The sequence below is a fragment of the Streptomyces sp. NPDC041108 genome (assembly GCF_055592645.1).
This window is the reverse complement of record NZ_JBVIYK010000002.1, coordinates 688,312-713,595: the sequence shown is the minus strand read 5'-3', so window position 1 is coordinate 713,595 and position 25,284 is coordinate 688,312. Positions and strand designations below refer to the sequence as shown.

At 72.2% G+C, this 25,284-nt stretch carries 20 protein-coding genes and 2 pseudogenes; 12 read left to right on the top strand and 10 right to left on the bottom strand.

Going from position 1 to position 25,284, the window contains the following annotated elements; translation table 11 throughout:
- Positions 1–15: 15 nt before the first annotated feature.
- From ACZ6BB_RS09075 to ACZ6BB_RS09060, 4 genes are all read right to left on the bottom strand, one after another.
- Entirely contained in the window at positions 16–456 is a 441-nt protein-coding gene (locus ACZ6BB_RS09075) for a gamma-glutamylcyclotransferase family protein (protein ID WP_471614624.1), read from the bottom strand.
- A 72-nt stretch (positions 457–528) separates the two neighbouring features.
- Positions 529–1,404 (bottom strand): TIGR03943 family putative permease subunit, encoded by an 876-nt coding sequence (locus ACZ6BB_RS09070; RefSeq protein ID WP_471614623.1) that lies wholly within the window; start codon positions 1,402–1,404, stop codon positions 529–531.
- The gene (locus ACZ6BB_RS09065; RefSeq protein ID WP_471614622.1) at positions 1,401–2,564 is read right to left on the bottom strand and encodes a permease; all 1,164 of its coding nucleotides are present in this window, start codon (positions 2,562–2,564) and stop codon (positions 1,401–1,403) included. The genes ACZ6BB_RS09070 and ACZ6BB_RS09065 overlap by 4 nt, the downstream gene beginning before the upstream one ends.
- Before the next feature lie 25 nt (positions 2,565–2,589).
- Positions 2,590–3,030: an SsgA family sporulation/cell division regulator gene (locus ACZ6BB_RS09060; RefSeq protein ID WP_471614621.1), complete on the bottom strand. Its 441-nt coding sequence runs from the start codon at positions 3,028–3,030 to the stop codon at positions 2,590–2,592.
- Positions 3,031–3,408: 378 nt separating this feature from the next.
- Between ACZ6BB_RS09060 and ACZ6BB_RS09055 the strand changes: the two genes are divergently transcribed.
- Positions 3,409–5,124, top strand: a complete 1,716-nt coding sequence (locus tag ACZ6BB_RS09055) for a sigma-70 family RNA polymerase sigma factor (RefSeq protein ID WP_471614620.1) — start codon at positions 3,409–3,411, stop codon at positions 5,122–5,124.
- 87 nt (positions 5,125–5,211) lie between these two features.
- On the opposite strand, the gene ACZ6BB_RS09050 is transcribed toward ACZ6BB_RS09055, so the two are convergent.
- The gene (locus ACZ6BB_RS09050; RefSeq protein ID WP_471614735.1) at positions 5,212–5,808 is read right to left on the bottom strand and encodes an NADPH-dependent FMN reductase; all 597 of its coding nucleotides are present in this window, start codon (positions 5,806–5,808) and stop codon (positions 5,212–5,214) included.
- Between the two features lie 451 nt (positions 5,809–6,259).
- Here ACZ6BB_RS09050 and ACZ6BB_RS09045 point away from each other — a divergent pair, with 451 nt between their 5' ends.
- Positions 6,260–6,790 carry a hypothetical protein gene (locus tag ACZ6BB_RS09045; protein ID WP_471614619.1) on the top strand — a complete coding sequence of 177 codons (531 nt, stop codon included), beginning with the start codon at positions 6,260–6,262 and terminating at the stop codon, positions 6,788–6,790.
- Between the two features lie 153 nt (positions 6,791–6,943).
- Entirely contained in the window at positions 6,944–7,603 is a 660-nt protein-coding gene (locus tag ACZ6BB_RS09040) for a class F sortase (RefSeq protein WP_471614618.1), read from the top strand.
- A gap of 47 nt (positions 7,604–7,650) precedes the next feature.
- On the opposite strand, the gene ACZ6BB_RS09035 is transcribed toward ACZ6BB_RS09040, so the two are convergent.
- Complete coding sequence (locus tag ACZ6BB_RS09035; RefSeq protein WP_471614617.1) at positions 7,651–8,439, bottom strand: sulfite exporter TauE/SafE family protein; 789 nt, start codon at positions 8,437–8,439, stop codon at positions 7,651–7,653.
- 381 nt (positions 8,440–8,820) lie between these two features.
- Here ACZ6BB_RS09035 and ACZ6BB_RS09030 point away from each other — a divergent pair, with 381 nt between their 5' ends.
- Genes ACZ6BB_RS09030 through nirD form a run of 3 tightly spaced genes read left to right on the top strand, consistent with a single transcriptional unit; the run spans position 8,821 to position 12,998 of the window.
- Positions 8,821–10,047, top strand: a complete 1,227-nt coding sequence (locus ACZ6BB_RS09030; protein WP_471614616.1) for an NAD(P)/FAD-dependent oxidoreductase — start codon at positions 8,821–8,823, stop codon at positions 10,045–10,047.
- Positions 10,048–12,651: a nitrite reductase large subunit NirB gene (nirB, locus tag ACZ6BB_RS09025; RefSeq protein WP_471614615.1), complete on the top strand. Its 2,604-nt coding sequence runs from the start codon at positions 10,048–10,050 to the stop codon at positions 12,649–12,651.
- Positions 12,648–12,998 (top strand): nitrite reductase small subunit NirD, encoded by a 351-nt coding sequence (gene nirD, locus ACZ6BB_RS09020; protein WP_471614614.1) that lies wholly within the window; start codon positions 12,648–12,650, stop codon positions 12,996–12,998. Before nirB ends, nirD begins: the two co-directional genes overlap by 4 nt.
- 152 nt (positions 12,999–13,150) lie before the next feature.
- Here nirD and ACZ6BB_RS09015 read toward each other — a convergent pair whose 3' ends face one another.
- The 3 genes from ACZ6BB_RS09015 to ACZ6BB_RS09005 all read right to left on the bottom strand — a co-directional run bounded on the left by ACZ6BB_RS09015 (position 13,151) and on the right by ACZ6BB_RS09005 (position 16,800).
- Positions 13,151–14,086 carry an oxidoreductase gene (locus ACZ6BB_RS09015; protein ID WP_471614613.1) on the bottom strand — a complete coding sequence of 312 codons (936 nt, stop codon included), beginning with the start codon at positions 14,084–14,086 and terminating at the stop codon, positions 13,151–13,153.
- A gap of 198 nt (positions 14,087–14,284) precedes the next feature.
- Complete coding sequence (locus ACZ6BB_RS09010) at positions 14,285–16,162, bottom strand: SulP family inorganic anion transporter (RefSeq protein ID WP_471614612.1); 1,878 nt, start codon at positions 16,160–16,162, stop codon at positions 14,285–14,287.
- On the bottom strand, positions 16,159–16,800 hold the full coding sequence (locus ACZ6BB_RS09005) for a carbonic anhydrase (RefSeq protein WP_471614611.1): 642 nt from the start codon (positions 16,798–16,800) through the stop codon (positions 16,159–16,161). The genes ACZ6BB_RS09010 and ACZ6BB_RS09005 overlap by 4 nt, the downstream gene beginning before the upstream one ends.
- 274 nt (positions 16,801–17,074) lie before the next feature.
- On the opposite strand from ACZ6BB_RS09005, the pseudogene ACZ6BB_RS09000 reads away from it, so the two are divergent.
- From ACZ6BB_RS09000 to ACZ6BB_RS08975, 6 genes and pseudogenes are all read left to right on the top strand, one after another.
- Positions 17,075–17,347, top strand: a pseudogene (locus ACZ6BB_RS09000) (response regulator); the annotation flags it as partial.
- A gap of 681 nt (positions 17,348–18,028) precedes the next feature.
- Positions 18,029–18,520: pseudogene (locus ACZ6BB_RS08995) on the top strand (winged helix-turn-helix domain-containing protein); the annotation flags it as partial.
- On the top strand, positions 18,517–20,220 hold the full coding sequence (locus ACZ6BB_RS08990) for a sensor histidine kinase (protein ID WP_471614610.1): 1,704 nt from the start codon (positions 18,517–18,519) through the stop codon (positions 20,218–20,220). The pseudogene ACZ6BB_RS08995 and the gene ACZ6BB_RS08990, both read left to right, overlap by 4 nt.
- 177 nt (positions 20,221–20,397) lie before the next feature.
- Positions 20,398–21,558, top strand: coding sequence for an alkaline phosphatase PhoX (locus ACZ6BB_RS08985; protein ID WP_471614609.1), 1,161 nt, complete (start codon positions 20,398–20,400; stop codon positions 21,556–21,558).
- Between the two features lie 108 nt (positions 21,559–21,666).
- Positions 21,667–23,001 (top strand): glycosyltransferase, encoded by a 1,335-nt coding sequence (locus ACZ6BB_RS08980; RefSeq protein WP_471614734.1) that lies wholly within the window; start codon positions 21,667–21,669, stop codon positions 22,999–23,001.
- 144 nt (positions 23,002–23,145) lie between these two features.
- Positions 23,146–24,654 (top strand): condensation domain-containing protein, encoded by a 1,509-nt coding sequence (locus tag ACZ6BB_RS08975; RefSeq protein ID WP_471614608.1) that lies wholly within the window; start codon positions 23,146–23,148, stop codon positions 24,652–24,654.
- Between the two features lie 56 nt (positions 24,655–24,710).
- On the opposite strand, the gene ACZ6BB_RS08970 is transcribed toward ACZ6BB_RS08975, so the two are convergent.
- A complete protein-coding gene (locus tag ACZ6BB_RS08970; protein ID WP_471614607.1) occupies positions 24,711–25,064 on the bottom strand; it encodes a hypothetical protein in 354 nt (117 codons plus the stop codon).
- Between the last annotated feature and the right edge of the window lie 220 nt (positions 25,065–25,284).

Sequence of the window (25,284 nt, the reverse complement as noted above, 5' to 3'; positions counted from 1 at the left end):
CTACGTGGACGGTCCCTACGCGGACGGCGGCAGGGGGCGGCCCCGCCAGTCGCCGTCCTTGATCAGCCTGCCTCGGGCGCGCAGCCCGGCGGCGACGGCCGGGGCGGCGACGTACACCCAGGCCCGTACGGCCGTGCCGTCGTCGAGGGTCGCCGGGCGCTCCACCCGTTCGTAGAGGTTCGCGGGGTCCCCCGGGGCGTACTCCTCCAGCTCGTCCAGCAGGCGCAGGAGTTCGGCGTACGTCTCCGGGCGGGCGGTGACGAGTTCGCCGGTCACCGAGCTTCCTCCCCCGTGGTCCTCGCCGGTCTCCTCCACCGCGTAGGGGTATCCGGGGCCGTCGTACAGGGTCAGGCCGGGCATCCGGGCCGGCCGCTCGGCGCGGGTGCGGCCGCGCAGGAAGAGGTCGTGGTTGACCTCGCCGGGGCGGAGGGTGCCGTAGACGAAGAAGGGGAGCACTCTGTCTCGTCTCCAAAGGTGCGGAGGCGTCTCGTCTCCAAAGGTGCGGAGGCGCTGGATGGAGGGGGGCGGTCAGGCGGCCGGGAGGGGGAGGCCGTCCGTGTAGTCGTTGTACGGGCGGGGGACCTTCTTGATGCCGTGGGCGTCGAGGGCCGCCGCGGCGGAGCGGGTGCCGAGGGTGCCGGCCCGGTGCCAGGTGCCGGTGAGGGTGACCCAGGTGTCGGCGGGCGGGGCCGGGGTGTCGTGGACGCGCACCTTCACGAACTGGGCGTCGGCGGCGCAGCAGCTGAAGATGACGCGGGTGAGGTACCAGCCGCCGTCCCCCCGCTCGCCCGCGGTCCCCTTGTCCGGGGTGACGAAGCCGGTCAGCTGCACGGTACGGCCGTCGATGGCCCGGGCGCGGTCCTGCTGCACCCGGCGGGTGAAGTCCGTGAGGGTCATCGGGAGCGGTGAGGTCTTGGGCAGGGGGTCGAAGTCGCCCTGCCCGGTGATCGTCACCGCCTTGGGGGGCTCACGCGAGGCGGTGTACGCGCCGATGGCGGGCGGGGCGTAGAGGAGCAGGCTCAGGGCGGGGAGGAACAGGAGCCAGGCGACTCGGGGCGGGGTGGAGTGATCGTGTCCGTGACCGTGCTCGTCGTCCTCGCCCTGGGCGTCAAGCACATGCACGCCATGTACGTCGTGCACGTCGTGCACGTCGTGCTGCTCGTGGTCGGGCTGGTGCGCGTGCGTCCGGTCGTCGTCGTGGCGTTCCCGGTCGCCGGTCCCGCGCTGCCTCCACAAGGACCATGCCTCGGCCGCGGCCAGCACGAGCAGCAGCGCCCCCGAGGCCACGAGGAGGGGGTACATGCCCTTCTTGACGTATCTGAGGTAGTGGTCGGTCAGGAGGGTGGCGTGCAGGAGGCCGAGGCCGCTGAGGAGGAGAAGGAGCGCCTGCAGGGGTCGTTTCACAGCAGGACGGCTCCGATCAGGACGCTGCACAGGATCGCGACGACGACCGTCGCGGCGGAGAAACGGACCGCGAAGGCCCGGCCGAAGGTGCCCGTCTGCAGGGCGATCAGCTTCAGGTCGACCATGGGCCCGACCACCATGAACGTCAATCGCGCGGTGGGTGAGAAGCCGGTGAGGGACGCGGCGACGAAGGCGTCGGCCTCGGAGCACACGGACAGGAGGACGGCGAGCGCGGCGAGGAACAGCACCGACAGCCAGGGCGAGTCCGCGAAGGCGTCGAGGACGGTACGCGGGACGAGGACGTTGAAGGTCGCCGCGGCCATCGCTCCGAGGACGAGGAAGCCGCCCGCGTGCAGGAAGTCGTGCTGGAAGCCGGTGCGGAACTCGTTCCAGCGGCTCTGTCCGGGCCGGTGTCCCGTGCTCCGGGCGACCGGCTTGAGCCACTCCGCGCGCCCCAGCCAGAGCCACAGCCAGCCCATCCCGGCGGCCGTGACGAGGGAGGCCAGCAGCCGGGCCAGCACCATCTCGGGACTGCCGGGGAAGGCGATGGCCGTGGCGGTCAGGACGATCGGGTTGACGGCGGGCGCCGACAGCAGGAATGCGAAGGCGGCGGCCGGATCGACCCCCCGCCGGATCAGACTGTGCGCGACCGGCACCGACGCGCACTCGCAGCCGGGCAGGATCACCCCGGCGGCACCGGCGACCGGGACCGCGAGCGCGGGCCTGCGGGGCAGCACCCGCGTGAACACCCGCTCCGGCACGAAGGCGTTGATGGCACCCGACAGGGCCGTCCCGAGCAGCAGGAACGGCAGGGCCTGCACGGCGATGGAGAGACAGACGGTCCGCCACGCCTGTACGGCCGGGTCCTCCAGCCACCTCCCCGCGGCGAGCAGCGCGACCCCGGGGACGACGGCCGCGCCGAGGAGCAGCAGGGGCCAGTGACGGGGCCAGTTCTGGTCGGCGGGCGGGTCGGGGAGTGGGTCGGTGGGCGCGGCGGTGGTCCCGTCAGTGACCCCGACGGGTGTCGCCGGTCCGGCAGTCGCCTCTTCCGGCCCGGCCTGCGCCGATGTGTCCGGCTCGGCCGTCACCGCCTCTTCGGCCGGTTCGTCTGTCTTCTGCTGCATGCCCACTCCGCACATCCGGACGCTCGGGTCGAACATAGCGGGCCCCTCCGAGCCGCCCGTCTCAGACCCCGTCCAGCAGGGACGCGAGGCCCTCGTCGAGCGCCGGACCCAGGTTCTCGCCGCCGAGGGGGACCACGGCGTACGAGCGGCGCAGGAAGCGGCGGAGGGTGGGTGTGTCGAAGCGGATCATGGCCGTGCCGTGCGGTGAGCGGAGTTCCACGACGGTGTGGACCGGGCTGCAGGGCCACAGATGCACGTCTCCGATACCGGCGGACGCGGTCAGTCCCTCCGCCAGGAGGGTGCGGGCGAAGGCCCACGTCACGCTCACGTCACCGGCCGAGACCCCGGCCGGGAAGTCGATGTGGACGGCGAGGGGGTCGTCCGGCGTGTAACGCAGGGTGGTGCGGACCGAGACCTCCGCGTAGGCGGGGGTGATGAGACAGGCGCGGGCGCGCTGCTCCAGAGCGGGGGGCGTGGGCATGGTGGGCTGAGCGGGGTGCATGAGCGGTCTCCAGTTCAGGCACGACTGGTGCTTCGGGGCCCTTCGGGTGCTTCAGGTATTGCGGGCACTTCGACTTCTTCTCGGGGGTCGGACGCTTCGGATGCCAGGAGGCCGGGGGTTCGCGCGTTCGTCGGTTGTTCGTTCGAGTGACGCGCGATTGCTCCTTCGGGTGAGGCGCGGTTGTTCCTTCGGGTGAGGCGCGGTTGTTCCTTCGGGTGACGCACGCTCTCGATCGCGCCAGGACCCCCTGTATTACGCCGCCTTCGAAGTAACCCGCCGTGATGTACGTCACTTTGTGTGATTACTTGAGATTTTTGTCATTGCTACATACAAAATCAGCCACACCCCATCAGCAGGTGACTGGAGAGCGTTCCTGCCATGACCGACGGCCCGACCTCGTCCGCGACCGCCGCGTACACCCGGATCTTCGAGGAGCAGCACCCGCGCCTCGTCGCCTACGCGCGCTCCCTCACCAGGAACTCCTGGACCGCCGAGGACCTCGTCGCGGAGGCGCACTTCCGCGTGTGGCGGCGGCTGTCGGCGGGGCACGAGATCGACAACGTCCCGGCGTATCTGACGACGACGGTGCGGCACCTCGCGACGGCCGTGGGCACCGCCGCCGTACGGGAGACGCCGCTGGACCCGACGGCTCCCGAACGGGTCGAGGCCGACGTACGCGGGGCCGACGCCGCCGATCCCGCCGAACAGGTCTCCTCCGTCGATCTGCTGGTGCGCGTACTGGGCCAGCTGCCCGAGCGGTGGGTACGGGCGCTGTGGCTGGCCGAGGCGGAGGGGCAGCCGCTGGAGACGGTCGGTCAGCGCATCGGCGCCAAGCAGGGCGCGACGGCGGTGCTGTTGCACCGGGCGCGCGAGGGGATGCGCCAGGCCTTCCTGCGCGAGCAGCCCGGGGCGCCGGTCGATCCGGCGTGCCAGGTGCGGTGGGGGCGCATGCCCGCGTACGTGCGCGGTACGGCGACCTCGCGGCAGTCCGAGCAGCTGCTCAGCCACGTGGACGTGTGCGACGACTGCCGGACACGGCTCGCGGTGCTGATGCGCACCAACGACCGGCTGCCCGCGCTCGCCGGTCCGGCGCTCCTGGTGTTCGCGGTGGGCGGGGGCGGCGGCAAGCTGCTGCTCTCCCTCACGGCGGGCTCCGCCGGTACGGCCACCGCGCTGGGCGGTGCGGGTGCGCACGCGGGTCAGCTGCTGCATGCGGTGCGTCAGGTCGCGACGGGCGGGGCGGGCGGGGTGAAGGTCCCCGCGGTCGCCGCCGTGGGGGTGGCCACCGCGGCCGCCGCCGTCGTGGCCGGGGTCGTCCTCGCGCCCCTCGACTCGGACGCGGTGCCGGCCCGGCCGGCGCCGGTCGCACAGGCCCCGGCGCCGCATCGGCCCGAGGGGCGCTCGCCGGAGGGCGTCGAGCACCGGGGCGGGGTGGCGGGAGCGGTGGTTTCGCGTCAGGTGGTGGCGTGGGGGGTGGACGACGCGGGTTCGTCCCCCACGGGGATCAGGGGCTCCGGGGGCGGGCTTGGCCCGGGCGGGGGTGACGGTAGGTCTGGGGGTCGGGCTCCTGGCCCTGGTGAACCGGTCGAGCCGCCCGTGGAGGCTCCGCCGGTGGAGGAGGCTCCGCCAGGTGAGCAGGCGCCGCCCGTGCGGGAAGCACCGCCGGTGGACGAAGCACCGCCCGCGCAGGAGGCACCGCCGGCTCAGGAGGCACCCCCCGTGGAGGAAGCGCCCCCCGCCCAGGAGGCACCGCCGGCTCAGGAGGCACCTCCAGTGCAGGAAGCACCGCCCGTGCAGGAGACGCCACCGGCGTACGAAGAGCCCCCCACAGAGACGGCACCACCCGGGGAGCCGGCGCCGCCGGTGGACGAAGCGCCACCGGCTCAGGAGGCACCCCCCGTGGAGGAAGCGCCCCCCGCCCAGGAGGCACCGCCCGTGGAGCCGCCCGTGGAGCCGCCCGTGGAGCCGCCCGTGGAGGAGCCTGAGCCGCCCGTGGTGGAGGCGCCGGGGGCTGAAGTGCCTGTTCCTCCTGGGGAGACGTTGCCGGAGATTCCTGGGCCTGGAGGGCCTGGAGGGCCTGGAGGCGGTTGCTGAGATCGGGATCGGGGGAAGGGGCGGGCTGATGGGGGCGGCCCCTCATCACGCAGTTCCCCGCGCCCCTGACAGCCCGCCCGGCGCGCCTCAACCCCCGTACGGCCGCCGCTCCTTCGCCTCGCGCAGGGCGTGGGCCCACCAGGAGAGCTGGTCCAGCATCACCCGGGCCGCGGAGTCCGGTGCGGACGGGTCCTTGAGGTGGCCGGTCTCGTCGAAGGCGGAATGGGCCTGGTGGAAGGAGACCGTGTCGCGGACGGTGACGGCGTGGAGCTCGGCGAAGACCTGCCGGAGGTGTTCGGCCGCGCGGAGACCCCCTGACATGCCGCCGTAGGAGACGAGCGCGACCGGCTTGGCGCGCCATTCGTGGAAGTGCCAGTCGATGAGGTTCTTGAGGGCCGCCGGATAGGAGTGGTTGTACTCGGGCGTCAGCACGATGAACGCCTCCGCCGCCGCCAGCTTCGGCGTGATCCCGGCCGGCCGTGCCGTGTCCTCGGGGGTCGTCGCGAAAGTCGTCGGAAGGTCGAATTCGGCGACGTCCACCACGTCGACCTCGAACCCGTCGTGCTGCCGCACCCTGTCCAGCAACCACTCGGCGATCACCGGGCCGAAACGGCCGGTGCGGTTGCTGCCGATGAGCAGCGTCACCCGGACCGGCGGCGTGGCGGAGGAGGTGACGGGCGTGATGTCCGCGGCCGAAGCAAGCGTCGTGTCGGTCGTCGCGTCGGTCGTCGTGCCAGCCGTCGTGTCGGTTGCGGTGTCGGTGGTCGTGTCGGTCGTGATGTCAGTCGTCGTGTCGGTGGTCGTGTCGGTGGTCGTGTCGGTCGTCGTGTGCGTGCGCGTGTCCGTTGCGGTCTGCATGGGAAACACCTTCGTACCTCGACTTTGCTTGAGGTCAAGTCCTCTCTTTCCCCGGGCCCGGTCACCCGTTCACACCCGTGGCCGTGCCCCATCGCGTTCTTCTCCGCCGCACACCCACCCGACCCCGGTGACCTGCCCGAACACCTCTCCACCCGCCCTCCTCCCCTGCTCCCCTGACACCCATTCACCTCATTTCTGACGGTCCATCAGTAAGCGCGTGAGCCGCTGTGCCACTTACCTCGGAGAGGAACGGAGGACTCTCGGAGGAGCTAGCACGATGCGACGTACCGCCCGGCCGCTGACCGCAACCGCGCTCGCCGTCGCCCTCGCGGCGCTGGCCGCAGCACCCGCGTACGGCGGTGAGGGCTCCGCGCGGCTCGAAGTCTCGCCGACCGGTGTCGTCCCCGGCGACGAGGTCACCGTCCGTACGACGGCCTGTGGGGCGGACGTTACGGCGACGGGGGACGCCGGAGCGGTCGGCGCCGGGTCCTTCTCGCTGGCGTCCGGCGCCGGGCAGCAGCGGCTCGGCGGGCGGTTCGAGGTACCGCCGAGCGCGCAGCCGGGGACGTACGAGATCGTCGCGACCTGCGCCGACGGTGGCCGTCGGGTCACCGGCGACCTGGTGGTCTCGCTCACCGGTACGCGCACCGCGCCGCCGGCGTATCCGAGGGGAAGTGTGAAGACGGGGGTCGGTGGCGCACTCGGTCCCGACCCCGTGCAGACCGCGGCGGGCGTGGCGGCTCTGGCCGTCGCCGCCGCGGGCGGTACCTGGCTCCTGCATCGCCGGGCGAGAGGCGACGGGATCTGACGGACACCCTCCGCCGTCCGTCCGCCGGTACCGCCGTCCCCCTCCCCTCCGGGTCCGATGCCCCTCGGCCCGGAGGGGAGGAACAAGGGACCGTCCCGCAGGGGAGGAACAGGGGCCCGTTCCGAACGCCCGCACGGCCGTGAGGAGATCCTCGTGCGACGGCTCCCCGAGTCCGCCATAGCCGGGGTCACCCTGGTGGCCCTCTTCTGCGGCGCGTGGCTGGTGCGCAGCGGCACCGCCTCGCACGCACCTCCCCAGCCGTCGGCCGCGCAGGCCCACCTCCGGTCCGGTACCCCGAGTGTCGCGCCGGGGCCGGGGGGCGCGTCCGCAGCCCCGGGGGCCGTCCCGCTGCCGCACTCCCCGCCCGACCGCATCCGCATCCCCTCCCTCCGCGTGGACGCGCCGCTGATGGGGCTCGGCCTCACGCCCGCCGGCAGCCTGGACGTCCCGCCGGCCGCGAAGGAGAACCTCGCGGGCTGGTACGAGGCAGGCACCAGCCCGGGTGAACGGGGTACCTCGATCGTCGCCGGGCACGTGGACAACGCCGACGGGCCCGCCGTCTTCTTCCGCCTCGGCGCGCTGAGGCGCGGCGCCACCGTCGAGGTGGAACGGCGGGACGGCGGGACGGCGGTGTTCACCGTGGACGCGGTGGAGGTGTACGACGCGCGGAACTTCCCCGACGAGAAGGTGTACGGGGCGGCGACGAGGCCCGAGTTGCGGGTCATCACCTGCGGAGGGGGGTATTCGCGGGCGACCGGCTACCAGGGGAACGTGGTCGTCTTCGCCCATCTCACGGGGAGTCGGCCGAGCTGATCACCGGCAGCCGCCGCCCCCGGCGACCGTCGCGCCCCGCACGCCCTTCACGCCACCCACTGCTCGTACCCCATCTTCGCCACGAGCGTGAACACCACCGTCAGCAGGACGATCCGGACGAAGCCGCTGCCCTTCTTGAGGGCGGTGCGGGCGCCGACGGTGCCGCCGACGAGGTTGAAGACCGCCATCAGGAGCGCCAGTTGCCAGTACACCGTGCCCTTCCAGGCGAACATGGCGAGGGCGCCCGCGTTGGTGCAGCAGTTGACGATCTTCGCGGTGGCGGAGGCGGTGACCAGGTCGAGGTGGAGCAGGGCGGTCAGGGCGAGGACCAGGAACGTACCGGTGCCGGGGCCGATGAGACCGTCGTAGAAGCCGATGCCGACACCCGCGAGACCGATCGCCGCGAGGACGCGCCGCGCGGAGACGGGGCCCGGGGCGGGGGCCGTCGTGCCGAAGGAGGGGCGCAGGATCACGAACGCGCCGACGGCGAGCAGGACGACCATGACCACCGGCTTCAGGACCTCGGTGCTCAGTCCGGCGGCCACGAAGGCACCGGCCGTCGAGCCCGCCAGCGCGGCCAGGCCGATCCGTACGGCGATCCGCACGTCGACGGGCGTGCGGCGGGCGTAGGTGACCGCCGCGCCCGTGGTGCCGACGATGGCGACCGCCTTGTTGGTGCCGAGCGCGTACTGCGCGGCCGAGGCGCCGTTCGGCAGACCCAGGAGGAGGGCGGGGAGGAGCAGCAGGCCGCCGCCGCCCACCACGGCGTCGATCCAGCCGGCCGCCAGGGCGGCGAGGCAGAGGACAACGACCATGGTCAGCGATATGTCGGGCACGGACGTGACCCTATGGGGCGCGATAGGTGTGCCGTCCATCGACCTGAGGATCTTCTGAGGTTCGGCGCCCCGGCCCGCCCGGCCCCGCCCCGACCGGCCCCACCCCGCCCCGAATGTTTCGCCACGGTGCCCGCCCGACGTGACCTACGGCACCGCGTTCCGCCGCGTCCCCGCCTCCCCGTGCTCCGCCCAGCCCTCCCGTATACGCCCGCCCGGCCCCCGTATCGGCAGGTCAGCAGCGTGATCGCGGGCTTCCTCACACCCCACCCCACCCTTCCGGAAACCCCTCACACTCCGCACGGGGCCACGAAGAGGGCAGCGTTCCTCGTGGGAAACAGACGCGATGCGGTCGGGTAACACCGGCACCGCAGGCTCAAGGACATGACCTCGAATGAGCGTGTGGTGGTGATCGGCTCGGGCCTCGCGGGTGTACGTCTCGCCCGGCGGCTCGGAGAGCTGGGCATGCCCACCACGCTGGTCGGCGAGGAGGCGCACACACCGTACAACCGGGTGCTGCTCGCCGAGGTGCTGGCCGGGCGGTACGCCCCCGAGGTCATCGCGTTGCCCGCCCCCGCCGAGCCCACGCGGATGGTGAACGGCCGGGTGGTCCGCATCGACCGCGAGGTGCGAGCCGTACATCTCGCGGACGGTACGGACATCGCGTACGACAGGCTGGTCCTCGCGACCGGTTCCAACCCGGTGCTGCCGCCACTGCGCGGCCTCTGGGACCCGGAGCGGCAAGAGTTCCCCGACGGGGTGCACGCCTTCCGGACCATGGACGACTGCCTGCGGCTGTCCGAGGCCGTGCGGCCCGGGGCGCGGGCCGTCGTCATCGGGGGCGGGCTCCTCGGGGTCTCCGCCGCCCGCGCGCTCGCCCTGCGCGGCGCCCAGGTCGTCCTCGCCCAGCAGGGCGAGCGGCTGATGGAACGTCAACTCGACCCGTCCGCCTCGAAGCTGGTCCGCCGCCACCTCACCGACCTCGGGGTGGAGGTGCACACCGAGACGCGGGTGCGTACCGTGCGCAGCGTCGGCGGGACCGTACGGTCGGTGTCGATGGCCGACGGCTACACGCTCGACGCGGACCTGGTCGTCATCGCCTGCGGGGTCCACCCCCGGGTGGGTCTCGCCCAGGAGGCGGGGCTCGCCGTGCACAAGGGCGTCATCGTCGACGAGGAACTGCGCAGCTCCGACCCTCGCATCCACGCGATCGGCGACTGCGCCCAGTTCGAGGGCACGGTGTACGGGCTCGCCACCCCCGCGCTCGAACAGGCCGACGTGCTGGCCGAGTTGCTGGCGGGGAACACCGCATCCCGATACACCGGGACCCGTGCCCTGACCCGGCTGACGCTCGCCGGAGCGGACTTCCTCGACCTCGCCGCGTTCGGCGAGCCCGAGCCGCTGCCCGGTGACGACGTCATCCAGCTGGCGGACGCCACCCGCGGCACCTACCGCAAGGTCGTCGTCCGCGACGACCGCCTGGTCGGTGGGGTGCTCGTCGGCGAACTCGGCACCGTGGGCGCGCTCGCCCGCGCCTGGGAGGGAGCGGAGCCGCTCCCCGCGAACGGCGCTCCCCTGCTCCACCTGCTCACCAACGATGGAGGCTCCTGAATGTCCGCCACCCTGGGGCCCACCCCCACGATCGTGCTCGTCGGCCACGGCATGGTCGGCCAGCGCTTCCTGGAGGCGCTCGCCGAGCGCGGCCTGACCGCCACGCACCGCGTGGTCGTGCTGTGCGAGGAGCCGCGCCCGGCGTACGACCGCGTGGCGCTCACCTCGTACTTCGCGGGCAAGACGCCCGAGGACCTGTCGATGACCGACATGGAGTTCATCGAGACGCACGGCATCGAGCTGTTCGTCGGTGACCCGGCCGAGACGGTGGACCGCGAGGCCAGGAAGGTCACGGCCCGCTCCGGGCAGGTCTTCGAGTACGACATCCTCGTCCTCGCCACCGGCTCCTTCCCCTTCGTGCCGCCGGTCCCGAACAAGGACGCCACCGGCTGCTTCGTGTACCGCACGATCGAGGACCTGCTCGCGATCGAGGAGTACGCGAAGACGGCCGAGGTCGGTGCCGTGGTCGGCGGCGGTCTGCTCGGCCTGGAGGCGGCCGGCGCGCTGAAGGGTCTCGGACTCACCTCGCACATCGTGGAGTTCGCCCCCCGGCTGATGCCCGTGCAGGTGGACGACGGCGGTGGCGCCGCGCTGCTGCGCACGATCGAGAACATGGGCCTGAGCGTGCACACCGGCGTCGGCACGCAGGAGATCGTGGTCGACGCGCAGGGTGCCGTCACCGGGATGAAGCTGTCCGACGGCAGCGAACTCGCCACCGACCTGGTCGTGTTCAGCGCCGGTGTCCGTCCCCGCGACCAGCTCGCCCGCGACTGCGGTCTGACGGTCGGCGAGCGCGGCGGCATCAGCGTCGACGAGCAGTGCCGGAGCGTCGGCGACCCGAACGTGTTCGCGATCGGCGAGTGCGCGCTGGCCTCCGACGGCCGGGTGTACGGCCTGGTGGCCCCCGGTTACGAGCAGGCCGAGACGGCCGCCGCGACGATCGCCGCCGACGAGGCCGCGTTCACCGGCGCGGACCTGTCCACCAAGCTGAAGCTCCTCGGCGTGGACGTCGCCTCCTTCGGTGACGCGCACGGCGCGAGCGCCGACTGCCTGGACGTCGTGTACTCCGACTCCCGCTCGGGCGTCTACAAGAAGCTGGTCATCGGCCCGGGCGGCGAGCTGCTCGGCGGCATCCTGGTCGGCGACGCGGAGGCGTACGGCACGCTGAAGGCCTTCACCGGGTCCGTCCCGCCGGTCTCGCCCGAGTCGCTGGTGCTGCCCGCCGGCGCCGGGGAGTCCGTGCAGCTCGGCCCGACCGCGCTGCCGGACGACGCGATCATCTGCTCCTGCAACAACGTCCGCAAGGGCACGATCCGCGGCGCGGTCACCGAGCACAACTGCACCACCGTGCCCGAGGTGAAGAAGTGCACCAAGGCCGGTACGACCTGCGGCAGTTGCGTCAAGGTCCTCGGCCAGCTGGTCACCGCCGAACTGGAGGCGTCCGGCGTCGTCGTCGACAAGGGCCTGTGCGGCTGCTTCTCGCAGACCCGCGAGGAGCTGTACGAGATCGTCCTCGCCCTGCGCATCAACACCTACCAGCAGCTGCTGGACCGCTACGGCCGCGACGAGGCCAGGGGCGGCGACGGCTGCGAGGTGTGCAAGCCCACGGTCGGTTCGATCATCGCCTCCCTCGCCCCGACGATCGGTGCCAGCGGCTATGTCCTGGACGGCGAGCAGGCGGCCCTGCAGGACAGCAACGACCACTTCCTGGCCAACCTCCAGAAGAACGGCTCGTACTCGGTCGTCCCGCGCATCCCCGGCGGTGAGATCACTCCCGAGGGCCTGATCGTGATCGGCGAGATCGCCCGCGACTTCGGTCTCTACACGAAGATCACCGGCGGTCAGCGGATCGACATGTTCGGCGCGCGCGTCGAGCAACTACCCATCATCTGGGCCAGGTTGGTGGACGCCGGCTTCGAGTCCGGCCACGCCTACGGCAAGTCCCTGCGCACGGTGAAGTCCTGTGTCGGGCAGACCTGGTGCCGCTACGGCGTCCAGGACTCGGTCCGCATGGCGATCGACCTGGAGCTGCGCTACCGGGGCCTGCGGTCGCCCCACAAGCTCAAGTCGGCGGTCTCCGGCTGCGCCCGCGAGTGCGCCGAGGCCCAGTCGAAGGACTTCGGCATCATCGCCACCTCGGGCGGCTGGAACCTGTACGTCGGCGGAAACGGCGGCGCCACCCCCCGCCACGCCGACCTGCTGGCCCAGGACCTCGACGACGCCCAGCTGATCCGGCTGATCGACCGGTTCCTGATGTTCTACATCCGAACCGCGGACCGCCTGGAGCGGACCTCGACCTGGCTGGAGCGGATCCCCGGCGGCCTGGACCACGTGCGCGACGTCGTCGTGGAGGACTCCCTCGGCATCTGCGAGGAGCTGGAGTCCCTGATGGCCGACCACGTCTCGGCCTACGCGGACGAGTGGGCCTCCACCATCAACGACCCCGAGAAGCTCGCCCGGTTCGTGTCCTTCGTCAACGCCCCGGACACCCCGGACCCGGTCGTCGGCTTCGTCCCCGAGCGCGACCAGATCAAGCCCGACCTGCCGCTGCTGTCCATCGGCCTGCGGCCCGCCGATGTCCTGGAAGGAAGCGCCCAGCGATGACGATCGCCCCCGAGAAGACCGATGTGAAGGTCCAGCTGCGGCTGGCGGACGGCTGGTTCACGGTCTGCGACCTGACCCTGCTGACCCCGGGCCGCGGCGTGGCCGCCCTGCTCCCCGACGGCAACCAGGCCGCGCTGTTCCTCGACCGCGCGGGCAGGCTGTACGCCATCGACAACCGGGACCCCTTCGGCGGTGCCGCCGTCCTCTCCCGCGGCCTCACCGGCAGCCACCAGGGCCGCCCGTTCGTGGCCTCACCGCTCCTGAAGCAGCGCTTCGACCTGGCGAACGGGCAGTGCCTGGACGACGAGACGGTACGGATCACGGCGTACGAGGTGCGTGCCGCGTAGCGAGGCCGTGGGGCGCGTGACACGCGGGTTGCTTTGACGCGCGTGATACGCGGGTTGCCTTGACGCGCGTGACACGGGGGGTGCCGTCGTCCGCGTGTCACGCGGGGGAGACTGCGGTCCGCGCGCCGCGCGAGCGAGCCGTGGTCCGCGTGTCACGCCTTCAGTCGCTCGTACGTGACGCCGGTCAGCTGCTCGGAGGCCGTCCAGAGGCGTTCGCCGGCCCGGTCGTCGCGGGCCCAGGGCGCCCGCCTGGACGGGCCCGGCGCGCCGCGCCACATCAGGAAGGACGGGCCGATGAAGGAGTCGGGGCGTACACCGGGGGCGGTAGCCGCGTACAGCGTGGGCAGGGCGCCGGCTTCGGCGGACTGGGCGAAGACGCTGTTGCCGACCCGCATGAAGCGCTCGACACCCTTGCGGCCCTCGGCGGCGGCTCCGGCCGTCTGGAGATTGGTCGCCGCGTAACCGGGGTGGGCGGCCGCCGCGACCACGTCGGAGTCGTGGGCGGCCAGCCGCCGGGCCAGCTCGTGGGTGAACAGCAGGTTGGCTGTCTTGGAGCGGCCGTAGGCGACCCAACGCCCGTATCTTCGCTCACTGTTGAGGTCGTCGATGTCGATGTTCGACCGCAGGTGCATGGTGCTGGAGACGGTCACGACGCGGGCGCCGGGCGTGGCGAGGAGCATCGGCAGCAGCAGGCCGGTCAGCGCGAAGTGACCGAGGTGGTTGGTGCCGAACTGCGTCTCGAAGCCGTCGGCCGTACGGCCCTGCGCGACCGCCATCACGCCCGCGTTGTTGATGAGCAGATCCAGGCGGTCGCCGGCGCGTGCGTACGTCGCCGCGAAGTCCCGCACAGAACCGAGGTCCCCGAGGTCGAGTCGGATCAACTCCACGCTTGCGTCCGGGACTTCGGCGGCCATCCGCTCCAGTGCGGCGGCCCCGCGCTGCTCGCTGCGGCAGGCGAGGACGACGTGGGCGCCGCGGCGGGCGAGTTCGCGGGCGGCGACGTATCCGATGCCGCTGTTGGCGCCGGTGACCACCGCGGTGCGGCCGTGCTGATCGGGAATGTCGTGCACGTTCCAGCCGCCGGTCATGACGCCGCCTTCCCGAAGCGCTTCGGATCGGATCTCAGCGTAGTCTCGCCGAGGGTGTTGCGGGAGGTGGGGCGAGGTGGGGATGCGGGTGCGGGCGCGGGTGCGGGTGCGTGGGGGTTGCTCGCGCAGTTCCCCGCGCCCCTGAAAAGCCGGGGCGCGGGGAACTGCGTGACAAGCACCCACCGACCCGCACCCGGCCTACGAGCCCCGCGGCCCCAGGGGGCGGGTGTCGAGGTAGAACCACTCGGCGTCGGGGCCGGGCCCGGAGCCGGGTGGGATCGGCCCGGTGCCGCCCACCGCCGCCGAACCGACCGTCGCGTAGTCCCACACCCCCGACGGATCCTCCGCCACGTCCGCAACCCGCTCGGCCGCCGTCGCGGGCACCCCCGCGGTGAGGTCCGGCATGAGCAGCTCCACCCGCAGACCCGCCCCCCGCTGCTGGGCCACGAACTCCTCGACCTGGCTGCGGCACGCGTGGTCGAGGTGGGTCACCCCGAGCAGGTCGAGCCGGATGCGCGGCTTGCCGGAGGCCGCCGCGCCCTCCAGCGCGTCGATCAGCTTCGGCAGCCGCAGGAACGTCGCGTTGCCCGCCATCACGACCTTCGCCGTGTCGTCCTCGATGTGCTGCCGGACGACGGTCTGCGACATGCGCAGCGCGGCCAGCACCACACCCGCCGCCAGCCCGAACAGCACCCCTTCGAGCAGCGCGGTCGCCGTGATGACCAGGGTCGTCAGCGTCATCACCGCGAACTCGCCCCGGTCCTGCCGCCACATCTTCGGGAACTCGTCCGGCGCGAACAGTTTCCACCCGCTGTGCACGAGGACACCCGCGAGCACCGAGATCGGGATCAGCGCCAGCACCTGCGGCAGGAGCAGCGCGAAGGCGAGCAGCCACAGACCGTGCAGGGTCCGGGAGAGCCGGGTCTTGGCTCCGGCCTGGACGTTCGCGGAGCTGCGCGCGACGACCGCGGTGATGGGCAGGGCGCCGAGCAGGCCGGCGATCGTGTTGCCCGCGCCCTGCGCGACCAGCTCGGTGTTGTAGCGGGTCCGCGGACCGTTGTGCATCCGGTCCACGGCGGCGGCGGTGAACAGGCTCTCCGCCGACGCGATCACGGTGAACGTGAGGATCGCCGTGATCACCCCGGCACTGGCCAGCCCGGAGAGCTGCTCCGGCCCCGGCACGTCCACGGACGCCAGCAGGTTGCCGACCTGGAGCGTCTTCACCTCGACACCCGGCAGGGAGGCGACCGCGATCCCGATCCCGACAGCCACGAGCGCGGCCGGCACCTTCCTGACCGGCCCCGGCACCCGCTTCCACATGAAGCTCAGCACGATCGTGACGATCCCGAGCCCGGCGGCGACGAGTGCCTGCGGGTCGGTGACGGTGTCGGCGATCAGCCCGGGGACGCCGGCCATGTTCTCCAGGGGGGTGCCCGGCGCCTTGGCGTCGGACATCGGGTACAGCTGGCTGAACATCAGCGGCAGACCGATGCCGGCGAGCATGCCCTGGACGACGGCGAGGGAGATCGCCTGGAACATCCGGCCCAGTTTCACCAGGCCCAGCACGATCTGGAGGATGCCGGAGAAGAGGACGATCACGCCGAGCATCGCGACGCCGAACTCCATGACCGTCTCCGCGACGAGGGCCGCGAGACCGGCCGCCGGCCCGCTGACCTGGAGCGTGCTGCCCCGCACCGCGCCGACCACCAGACCGCCGATCACGCCGGAGATGATGCCCAGCTCGGCCGGCACACCGGAGGCCACGGCCACACCGATACAGAGCGGCAGTGCCACGAGGAAGACGACGAGGGACGCGGTGATCTCCGTACCGAGGTCGATACGGCCACGAGGGGGCGCGGCTCGGGGGGCCGGGGGGCCGTCAGGCTTCGGCGGGACAGCACTGAACCCCTTGCCGCCGCTGAACTCCGTACCGCCGGTGAACTCCGTACCGCCGGTGACCTCCTGTCCGCCACTGAACTCCCGGCCGGCGCTGAACTCCCGGCCGGCACTGAACTCCCTGCCGCCGAAGGCCCTTCGGGGGCCCGCGCCGTGGCGCCGTCCGTGCGCGCCGCTCATGAGTCGTGCACCCGGAAGTCCCCGTGGGCATCCAGTTCGTGGACCCTTCCGGTGTCGATCTCGTAGTACCAGCCGTGCAACCGGAGCCGTCCGGCGTCGAGTTGCCGCCGCGCGCCCGGATAGTCACGCAGGATGGCGAGCTGGTTGCGGATGTTGAGCTGGACCACCTCGCGCAGGGCGGGGTCCTCGGACGACGAGGTGGCGTCCCGGCCGCTGTCGGCGCCGCGTTCGCCGAGTACCGGTTCGAGCGCGGGCCGGGCGTAGTCGAGCCAGGCGTCCACCCTGGGCAGGCCGGACAGGTCGGCGCCGTACGTCAGCGCGCCCATCGCGCCGCAGTGGGAATGGCCACACACCACGATGTCCTGAACGCCGAGCGCCTCCAGCGCGTACTCGATGGTGGCGGCCTCGCCGGAGGCGGCCCCGTACGCGTCGTGCGGCGGCACGATGTTGCCCGCATTCCGCAGCTCGAATATCTCGCCGGGCCGCGCCCCGGTGATCAGGGCGGGAATCACCCGCGAGTCCGAGCAGGTAATGAACAGCGCCTCGGGAAATTGCCCGACGGCGAGTTTCCGGTATTCGTCGCTCTCGAAGTCGACCCGTCGCCTGAACGACCGGGCGCGATCCAGCAGCGCCTTCATCCTGCCTCCCTGAAGCGGTTCCGACCAGCACTTACGACCGTAGGGTGGCGATGACCAGAGGAAGGTTAAGCGAACACTAAAGCGCCGCCAGGTTTTCCACAGATTTCGGCCACACACCTCTTCGCTGCAGGTCGGGCCGTCGAATACGAGCAGTTTCTGAGGGCCATTTCACAATGCTTCGGATTCCCCCTACGTTCTTGTTCGGCGTCTTGTAGCGTGGCGCCCCACAGCACGGGTCCCGTGTTGTCCCGACTTTCTGGAGAGACAGGCGGCCATGGGCGTACGAGTGCTGCTCATCGAGGACGACGAGACGATCGCCGAGCCGCTCGCCGACGGGCTGCGGCACTTCGGCCTGACGGTCCACCACGTGGCCACCGGCGCGGACGGGTTGAGAGGTCCGCACGGCGATGTCGTCCTGCTGGATCTCGGCCTGCCCGACATGGACGGCATCGACGTCTGCCGCGGCATCCGCCGCACCTCCGACGTCCCCATCATCATCCTCAGCGCACGCGGCGAGGAGGCCGACCGCGTCCTGGGCCTGGAGCTCGGCGCCGACGACTACCTGGCGAAACCATTCAGCATCCGCGAACTGGTCGCCCGCATACGGGCGGTGTCACGTCGTCACCAGCGGCCGGGAAGCGGTGCCGCGTCCGACGTGGTCGCCGGGGTCGTGGTGGCCGAGGGAGGGGTGGGTGCCGGGACCGGTTTCGGGGCTGAGAACGACTTCACCGCCCCGAGCGCCTTCGAGGCGGCGAGCGGCCCCGGGAGCGACGACGCGAGCCGCACCGGCGACGAGGAGCCGGGTCTCGGCGCCGTCGGGCACGCGGGCCGTGGGGCCGGTCTCGGCGACAGGGGCGCGGGCCGCCACAGGGCCGGTCCCGGCGTGGGGGCGCATGGGGCGCAGTACGACTGGTCGGCCGCGTACGAGACACCGGCGCAGGAGGCGGGGGCACAGCGGGAGGCAGCGCGCGCGGCCTCGACCCGAGACGGGGCGCCGCCGTACGGGAGTCCGGCGTACGGAAACCAGGCGTACGGAAGCCAGGCGTACGGAAGCCAGGCGTACGGCGCGCCCACCTACGGAACCCCACCCCACGGCTCCCCCGCCGTCACGAGCCCGCCGTACGGCACTCCGGCGCACGGCAACCCCGCCTATGAGCCCCCCGTCCACGAGCCTCCCGTCCACGAGCCCCCTGCCTACGCGCCCTCCGTCCCCCAACCTCCCGCCTACGAACCTCCCGCGTACGAGCAGGCCCCGCCCGAACCGCGTCCCCCCTCCGGGCCGGCCGCCGCCGACGACGACGGCGGCGGCTCGGCTCCGCCGCCGCCCGGTCCGCTGGTCGTGGACCGGCGGACCCGGCAGGTGTGGGTGGGGGAGGTGCCCGTCGCGCTGACGCCGAAGGAGTTCGAACTGTTGGCCCTGCTCACCGAGGACCCCGGCGCGGTGTACTCCCGGCAGCAGATCCTCAACCGCGTCTGGGACGACCACTACCAGGGCCCGACCAAGACGCTGGACGTCCATGTCGCCACCCTGCGCCGCAAGTTGGGCGACCCGGCCTGGATCCAGACCCTGCGCGGTGTCGGCTTCCGGCTGGCCGTACGCACCCCCGGGCAGGCTTCGGGTCCGGGCCGGGGCAGGCCCCCGGGGCACGAACAGGGGCACGGCCGTGGGCGCGGCGCGGGCTCCGGGAGGCATCGCACGCCCGAGGCCAGGGCGTCATGACCCGACGCCTGCTGCTGAGCTACCTCAGCCTCGCCGCCCTGGTCCTGCTCGGCCTGGAGATCCCGCTGGGCTTCGTCTACTCGCGGGCCGAACGCGAGCGGATCGTCAACTCGGCCAACGACGAGGCCGAGTCGGTGGCCGCGTACACCGCCCTGTCGCTCGCCGCCGGCCGTCGGGACGAACTCGCCGAGCGGGCCAGGCACTGCGCCGAGCGCATCGGCGGGAAGGTCGTCATCGTCGACGCGGACGGCAGGCTGCTGGCGTCCTCCCACTCCCTGTCCGACGACGAGGAGAAGACCCTCCCGTCCCAGCCCGAGATCTCCGCCGCGCTCCGCGGCCGCGCCACCACGGACGTCCGTACGACGACGACCGGCGGCGTCCACTACCTGGCCGTGGCGGCTCCGGTGGGCCACGCGACCCCGGACACGGGCTCCGGCCGGGGCGAGGACCAGGGCAACGACCGCGCCCCTGACGCCGGTTCGGTCACCGTCGCCGACCCGACCCCGAACTCGTCCGCGCCCCGGATCCAGAACCAGAACCAGAACCGGGCCGCGCCCCCGAGCACGACCTCGACCACGACCGCCGCCGCCGCCGCCGCAACCACCGTCACCACGCAGGGCGCCGTACGCGTCACCCTCCCGACGACCATGGTGCACGCCCGGGTGTTCGCGGTCTGGCTGCTGCTGGCGCTGGCCGGGCTCGCGGTGCTCACCGGGGTGGCCGCGGTGGCGTTCGCGTTCGCGCGCTGGACCGGGCGCCCCATCCGGCAGCTGGAGGAGGCCACGCACCGGCTGGCCGAGGGCGGTACGGCCACCAGCGTGGTGGTCACCTCGGGCCCGCCGGAGGTACGCAGCCTCGCGGCGGCCTTCAACACGACCGCGGCCCGCCTCGAACACCTGCTGGCCTCCCAGCGGGCGTTCGCCGGCGAGGCCTCGCACCAGCTGAAGACCCCGCTCGCGGCGCTCCGGCTCCGGCTGGAGAACCTGGAGCCGGACATCGCCCGCCGCGCCCGGCCCAGCCTCGACGCCGCCGTCACGGAGACGGACCGGCTGGCCCGGATGGTCGAGGGCCTGCTGGCGATGGCCCGTCTGGAGGAGGCGGCGGCCATCCCGGCCCAGGTCGACCTGGGCGCGATCTGCGCGGAGCGGCACCGCACGTGGGGGCCGTTGTTCGAACGTGGCGGGGTCTCACTGGTCCTCTTCGCCGGAGTGGTCGGCCCGGTGACGGCCGTCCCCGGAGCCGTGGAGCAGATCCTCGACAACCTCCTCTCCAACGCCCTGCGCGCCTCCCCCGCCCACAGCACGGTCACCATGGAGCTACGGCTCCACGTCCCCGCCCGCCGGGCACTGCGCGAGGCCCGGCCCCACTGGGTCGACCTCCATGTCACCGACGAGGGCCCCGGTATGACGCCCGAGCAGCGCGCCCGCGCGTTCGACCGCTTCTGGCGCGCCCCCGGCGCCCCCAAGGGCGGTACCGGTCTCGGGCTCTCCCTCGTCCAGCGCCTCGCGCACGCCAGCGGCGGGGAGGTGACACTGAGGGAGGCGGCCACGGGCGGGCTGGACGCCGTGGTGCGCCTTCCGTCGGCGGAGCAGCCCGGCCACGCCCCCGGCAACGGTCACGGCCAGGGCAACGGGCACGGACACGGGTTCGGAGGGCGGCCGGGGCAGCGCCGCCGCGAGGCACCACCGCTGCCGGCCTGAGCACGTCGCGCGCCACGCCCCGGCATCCCGTTGTCGCATCCGTATGCCTGCGGGGAACGCCGCCGTAGAGTCACGAGTTGTCCATGCTCTGTCAATGAGAGTGTCCTAAGGTCCATCAGCGCGCGACCCCGCCGCCGACCGGCAGGCGGGCCGGTCGAGGTACTCCTTGGAGCGACAGTGGAACGTCGTACTCTCCTGCGCGCGGCCGTGCTCGGCGGCACGTCGGCCGCCTTCGGTGGAACTCTCTGGCGCGGCGCCGCGTACGCGGCGCCCGCCCAGCCCGGCGCGGGCCCGTACGGGGCGCTCGGCCCGGCCGACGCGAACGGCGTCAGGCTTCCGAGCGGCTTCACCAGCCGGGTGATCGCCCGCTCCGGCCAGACGGTCCCCGGCACCTCCTACACCTGGCACAACGCCCCCGACGGCGGCGCCTGTTACGCGGACGGCACCGGCTGGATCTATGTCTCCAACTCGGAGATCAACCCCTCCGGCGGCGCGAGCGCGGTGCGGTTCTCCTCGACCGGCGCGGTCACGTCGGCGTACCGCGTCCTGTCCGGCACCCGGCAGAACTGCGCCGGCGGCAGGACCCCGTGGAACACCTGGCTGTCCTGCGAGGAGGTGGACCGAGGCTACGTCTACGAGACCGACCCGTGGGGCGTCGCCGCCGCGGTCCGCCGGGACGCGATGGGCCGCTTCAAGCACGAGGCGGCGGCGGCCGATCCGGTCCGCCGGGTGGTCTATCTGACCGAGGACGAGACGAACGGCCGCTTCTACCGCTTCGTTCCCACGACATGGGGCGACCTGTCCGCGGGCACCCTCCAGGTCATGGTCGCCGGCACCGCCGCCTCCGGCTCCTACACCTGGGCGAACGTCCCCGACCCGGACGGCTCCCCCACCAGCACCCGCACCCAGGTCTCGGGGTCGAAGTCCTTCAACGGGGGCGAGGGGTGCTACTACGCCGACGACACGGTCTGGTTCACCACCAAGGGCGACAACCGTGTCTGGCAGCTCAACCTCACCGCCGGGACCTACGAGCTGGCGTACGACGACTCCCTGGTCACCTCCGGCACGGCTCCCCTCACCGGCGTCGACAACATCACCGGAACCTCCTCCGGTGATCTCTACGTCGCCGAGGACGGGGGCACCATGGAGATCTGTCTCATCACCCCGGACGACATCGTCGCCCCCTTCCTCCGCCTCGAAGGGCAGTCCGCCTCCGAGATCACCGGCCCCGCCTTCTCGCCCGACGGCCGCCGCCTCTACTTCTCCAGCCAGCGCGGCACGAGCGGAAGTTCGTCGGGCGGCATCACGTACGAGGTGACGGGCCCGTTCCGGACCTGACCGTCACACCCGTCGCTCAACCCCGTGAATGACCGTTCCAGAAGTCGTCGAACTCATTGTCACGCAAGACTTGTTCGAATTCTCTTCTGCTAGGTTCAGCGCGTGGTCATGCCCAAACAATCGGGGTCGGAAAGCCTCGGAGCCAGTGCTCGCCCGCGCAAGGTTCTCCTGGCGGCATGCGGCACTCGCGGGGACGTACAACCCTTTCTCGCATTGGCCGTGGCGTTGCGTCGCCACGGCCATCACCCTTTATTGGCGGCTCCTTTCGCATACGCGTCCGACGCCGCCGCGTACGGGGTGGAATTCGCCGCGATCGACGACGGTCCGACCAGGATCCTCGGCGAGACGGTGACCCGCGGGATCACCGACGGCGGCCTGACGGGGGTGCGCGGCGGCGTAGCGGCCGCCCGGACCGTCGCACGCCTCAAGCAGCTGCTGATCGCCCCGCTGCGCGATGTGGCGGCCATCGCCCACGACCACGGCGACCTGGCGGCGGTGGTGCATTCGGCGGCGTTCCCCGCCCAGTACGTGGCCGACATGCTGGACGTACCCGCCGTCGTCGTGGCGCTGCAGCCCGGCTGGATCCCGTCCGGCTCGTTCCCCTGCCGGCTCGTCCCGCTCCCCCGCGTGCCGCGCCTGCTCAACCGGAGCACCTACGCCCTGGTCACAGCGGCGCAGCGGTCCCGCGAGGTGGAGCGCTGGCGGACCTCCGAACTGGGCCTGGCCCCGCGCCGCCACGGGGCCAGGCGGTGGCTGCGGGACCCCGGGGGCGGGCGGCGTCCGGTCCTGCAGTCGTTCAGCCGGCACATCACACCGGTCGACCCGGCGTGGGGCGACGCCGTGCACACCACAGGGTTCTGGTACCTGCCGGCCCGCCCCGACTGGACACCCCCCAGGGAGCTGAGCCGCTTCCTCGACGAGGGTCCGCCTCCGGTCTACATCGGCTTCGGCAGCATGGCCGGCACCCAGGCCCACCGCAACAACGCGCTGGTCACCGAGGCGATCCGGCTCACCGGCGTACGGGCGGTGGTCGCGACCGGCTGGGGCGGCATCGGCACGGCGGCGGGCGCCTCCGGCTCCTCGTCCCCAGACATCCTGACGATCGAACAGGCCCCGCACGACTGGCTCTTCCCCCGTACGGCCGCGATCGTCCACCACGGCGGTGCCGGCACCGTCGGCGCGGCCCTCGTCGCGGGCCGCCCTCAGGTCCTGTGCCCCCACATGGGCGACCAGACCCACTGGTCGGCCCGTATGCGGGCTCTGGGCGTGGCCCCCGCCCCCCTCACCGCCCGCACCCTCACGGCACATGGACTCGCGGAGGCGATCAGCACGGCGGTGACGGACCGACACCTGCGGCACCGGGCGGGCGAGATCGCCCCGCTCGTCCGGGCCGAGAACGGCGTCGACACAGCGGTGAATTCCCTCTCGGCCCACCTGACTTGATTCACGATCCACTCCGCGCAATTTCCTCCGCCCTCCACCTTCCCCCCCACCTCCCCGGACCCCCCCTCCCCGGCGGAATTCACGAACCAATAACCCGCGAACCCGAAGTCTTACTCCAACAAGTCACGAACAGAAAGCCCCCGAGTGCTGCAGATTCCTTTCTCCGATGCCGTCATCGCACCCGGGACCGTCATCTCCTGGTCCCTGCGTACGAAGAACTCCCCCCGTGACGGAAAGGATTCCTCTCCCGAATCGGCCTCATGTCCTTCCCCCGCGCCCTCTCCGGCCCCCCTCAAATCGGCGTCCTTCAACCAGGACAAGCACCACTCGTCGTCCGAGGCGACGCGCAGTACGAGCGACGGGATCGCCAGCTCGATCACGGTGACCTTCGAGATCACGGGCAGCCTGGATGTCGGGGCCCTCGAATCGGCGCTCCTGCTCCTCGTACGGCGGCACGAGGTGCTCCGCAGCGAGTTCCGGCGCCTGGCCGGTGACCTGAACTGCACGGCGCTGGCACCCGAATCCATCGTCCTGGAGGCGGAGCGGGTCGGTGACTTCCACACCGGGGACGACCTGCACACCCATCTCGACAAGACGTTCAAGAGCATCGACACGCTGTCCTGGCCGCTGTTCCTCATGGGCGCGGTGGTCCGGGAGGCGAGCACGACCGTCTACCTCTGCTTCGACCACATCGTCTGCGACGGCCTGTCCATGCCGGTCGTCGTGAACGAACTCCAGAGCGCGTACGCCGACCTCGTCGCCGAACGGACCCCTCTGCTCCCCCCGGCGGGCAGCTACCTGACCTTCGGCGACGACCAGCGCCGCCGCTATGCCTCCCTCGGCGCCGACGACGAACGCCTGACCTACTGGAAGGACTTCATCCGCGGGAACGACGGCTTCTTCCCCCGGTTCCCCTTCGACCTGGGCGTGCCGGAAGATCACCTCTACCCTCTGGTCAACCGGGCCCTCCCCCTGCTGGACGCCCCCCGCACCGAGGCCCTCGCGGCGGGTGCCCGCGCGTCGGGGGGCAGTGTCTTCACGGCCGTACTGGCCGCCGCGGCGACGGCTCAGCACCGCTTCGGCGGGCCGGGGGTGTACCGGGGCCTGCTGCCCATCAGCGAACGGGCGGACGAGGGGGACGGGACGTGGGAGCACTCCATCGGCTGGTTCGTGAACACGATGCCGATCGAGTTCCGGGTCGCGGAGGGCGGGGCCGACCACGCGGCCACCATCGCGCGGGCACGCTCGGCCTACGGGGAGCTGCAGCGGCACGCCGGCATCCCCTTCGTACGGGCGTGGGAGCTACTGGCCCCCGAGTCCTTCACCCTCCACCACTGGCCGTTCCCGGTGAACTTCTTCTCCTACATCGACTTCCGCCGGACCCCCGGAGGCCACCAACACCCGCTCTGGAAGCCGATGCTGCACGTCTGGGCCGCCCGCGGCAACGGCATCAGCCACTGGTTCCACCGCACCGCCACGGGCCTCCACGTCAACATGCTGCACGTCGACACCCCCCAAGCACATGAGATCAGCGACGCCCTCCACGACGAACTGGTGCGGGTCCTGCTGGAGATCGCGGGCGAACGCGGTGCGGGCCGCCGGCCGGTGTCCATTCCCCGGCCGTCCCGGACGGCGACGACCGTGAGGAGCTGACCCGGGCGACGAGGTGCCGAGGGCGGCGGGCGGTCCCCCGCCGCCCGCAGCCCGGCTCATCGGAACTCGTGCACGACCTCGATCCCGCCCACGATGTGCGCGTTGAACTCCGCCAGCTCCTCCGCCGGCACCCACAGCTCGAGAATGGTCTCGCCGCCCGCCTGCCGTACCGGGTACCGCCGCAGGAACTCGGCCTCGACCTCGAACCGTGTGACGAACCCCGCCCCGTCGTGCTTCACGTTCCAGTCCCGTGCGATCTGCACCGCGTACGCCTCGTTGAGCACCGGGTAGAAGATCGGCTGCTCGGGCAACCGGGGAGGCCAGGCCCGCCACCCCGACTCCCTCACCAAGTCCAGCTCCACGGGACCGGTGGGCCGCCACAGGGTCGTCGTCTCTCGCTGCGCGTTCACGGGCTTTCTTTCGCTCTCCGGGCCTATGGCGACCGCGGGTTCGGCCGGCCGGGGCCACCGACGGTATCCAGGGACCCGGTGCACCGGCCACAGGGTTTACCCGGCGGTGCGACAGGGGCGGCACCCCGTGTGAGGGGTGGGGCTCGTTGTTACGCCTTTCCCGCCATCCCTCCCGCTCATTTCGCAGCCTCGTGTTGATCTCTCCGCCAAAAGGGGAGTA

Bases quoted from the DNA above. Each gene is read 5' to 3' on its own strand.
- ACZ6BB_RS09065 (WP_471614622.1), bottom strand. From the start codon at position 2,564: ATGTTCGACCCGAGCGTCCGGATGTGCGGAGTGGGCATGCAGCAGAAG.
- ACZ6BB_RS09060 (WP_471614621.1), bottom strand. From the start codon at position 3,030: ATGCACCCCGCTCAGCCCACCATGCCCACGCCCCCCGCTCTGGAGCAG.
- ACZ6BB_RS09055 (WP_471614620.1), top strand. From the start codon at position 3,409: ATGACCGACGGCCCGACCTCGTCCGCGACCGCCGCGTACACCCGGATC.
- ACZ6BB_RS09045 (WP_471614619.1), top strand. From the start codon at position 6,260: ATGCGACGTACCGCCCGGCCGCTGACCGCAACCGCGCTCGCCGTCGCC.
- ACZ6BB_RS09030 (WP_471614616.1), top strand. From the start codon at position 8,821: ATGACCTCGAATGAGCGTGTGGTGGTGATCGGCTCGGGCCTCGCGGGT.
- nirB (WP_471614615.1), top strand. From the start codon at position 10,048: ATGTCCGCCACCCTGGGGCCCACCCCCACGATCGTGCTCGTCGGCCAC.
- nirD (WP_471614614.1), top strand. From the start codon at position 12,648: ATGACGATCGCCCCCGAGAAGACCGATGTGAAGGTCCAGCTGCGGCTG.
- ACZ6BB_RS09015 (WP_471614613.1), bottom strand. From the start codon at position 14,086: ATGACCGGCGGCTGGAACGTGCACGACATTCCCGATCAGCACGGCCGC.
- ACZ6BB_RS09010 (WP_471614612.1), bottom strand. From the start codon at position 16,162: ATGAGCGGCGCGCACGGACGGCGCCACGGCGCGGGCCCCCGAAGGGCC.
- ACZ6BB_RS09005 (WP_471614611.1), bottom strand. From the start codon at position 16,800: ATGAAGGCGCTGCTGGATCGCGCCCGGTCGTTCAGGCGACGGGTCGAC.
- ACZ6BB_RS08990 (WP_471614610.1), top strand. From the start codon at position 18,517: ATGACCCGACGCCTGCTGCTGAGCTACCTCAGCCTCGCCGCCCTGGTC.
- ACZ6BB_RS08980 (WP_471614734.1), top strand. From the start codon at position 21,667: ATGCCCAAACAATCGGGGTCGGAAAGCCTCGGAGCCAGTGCTCGCCCG.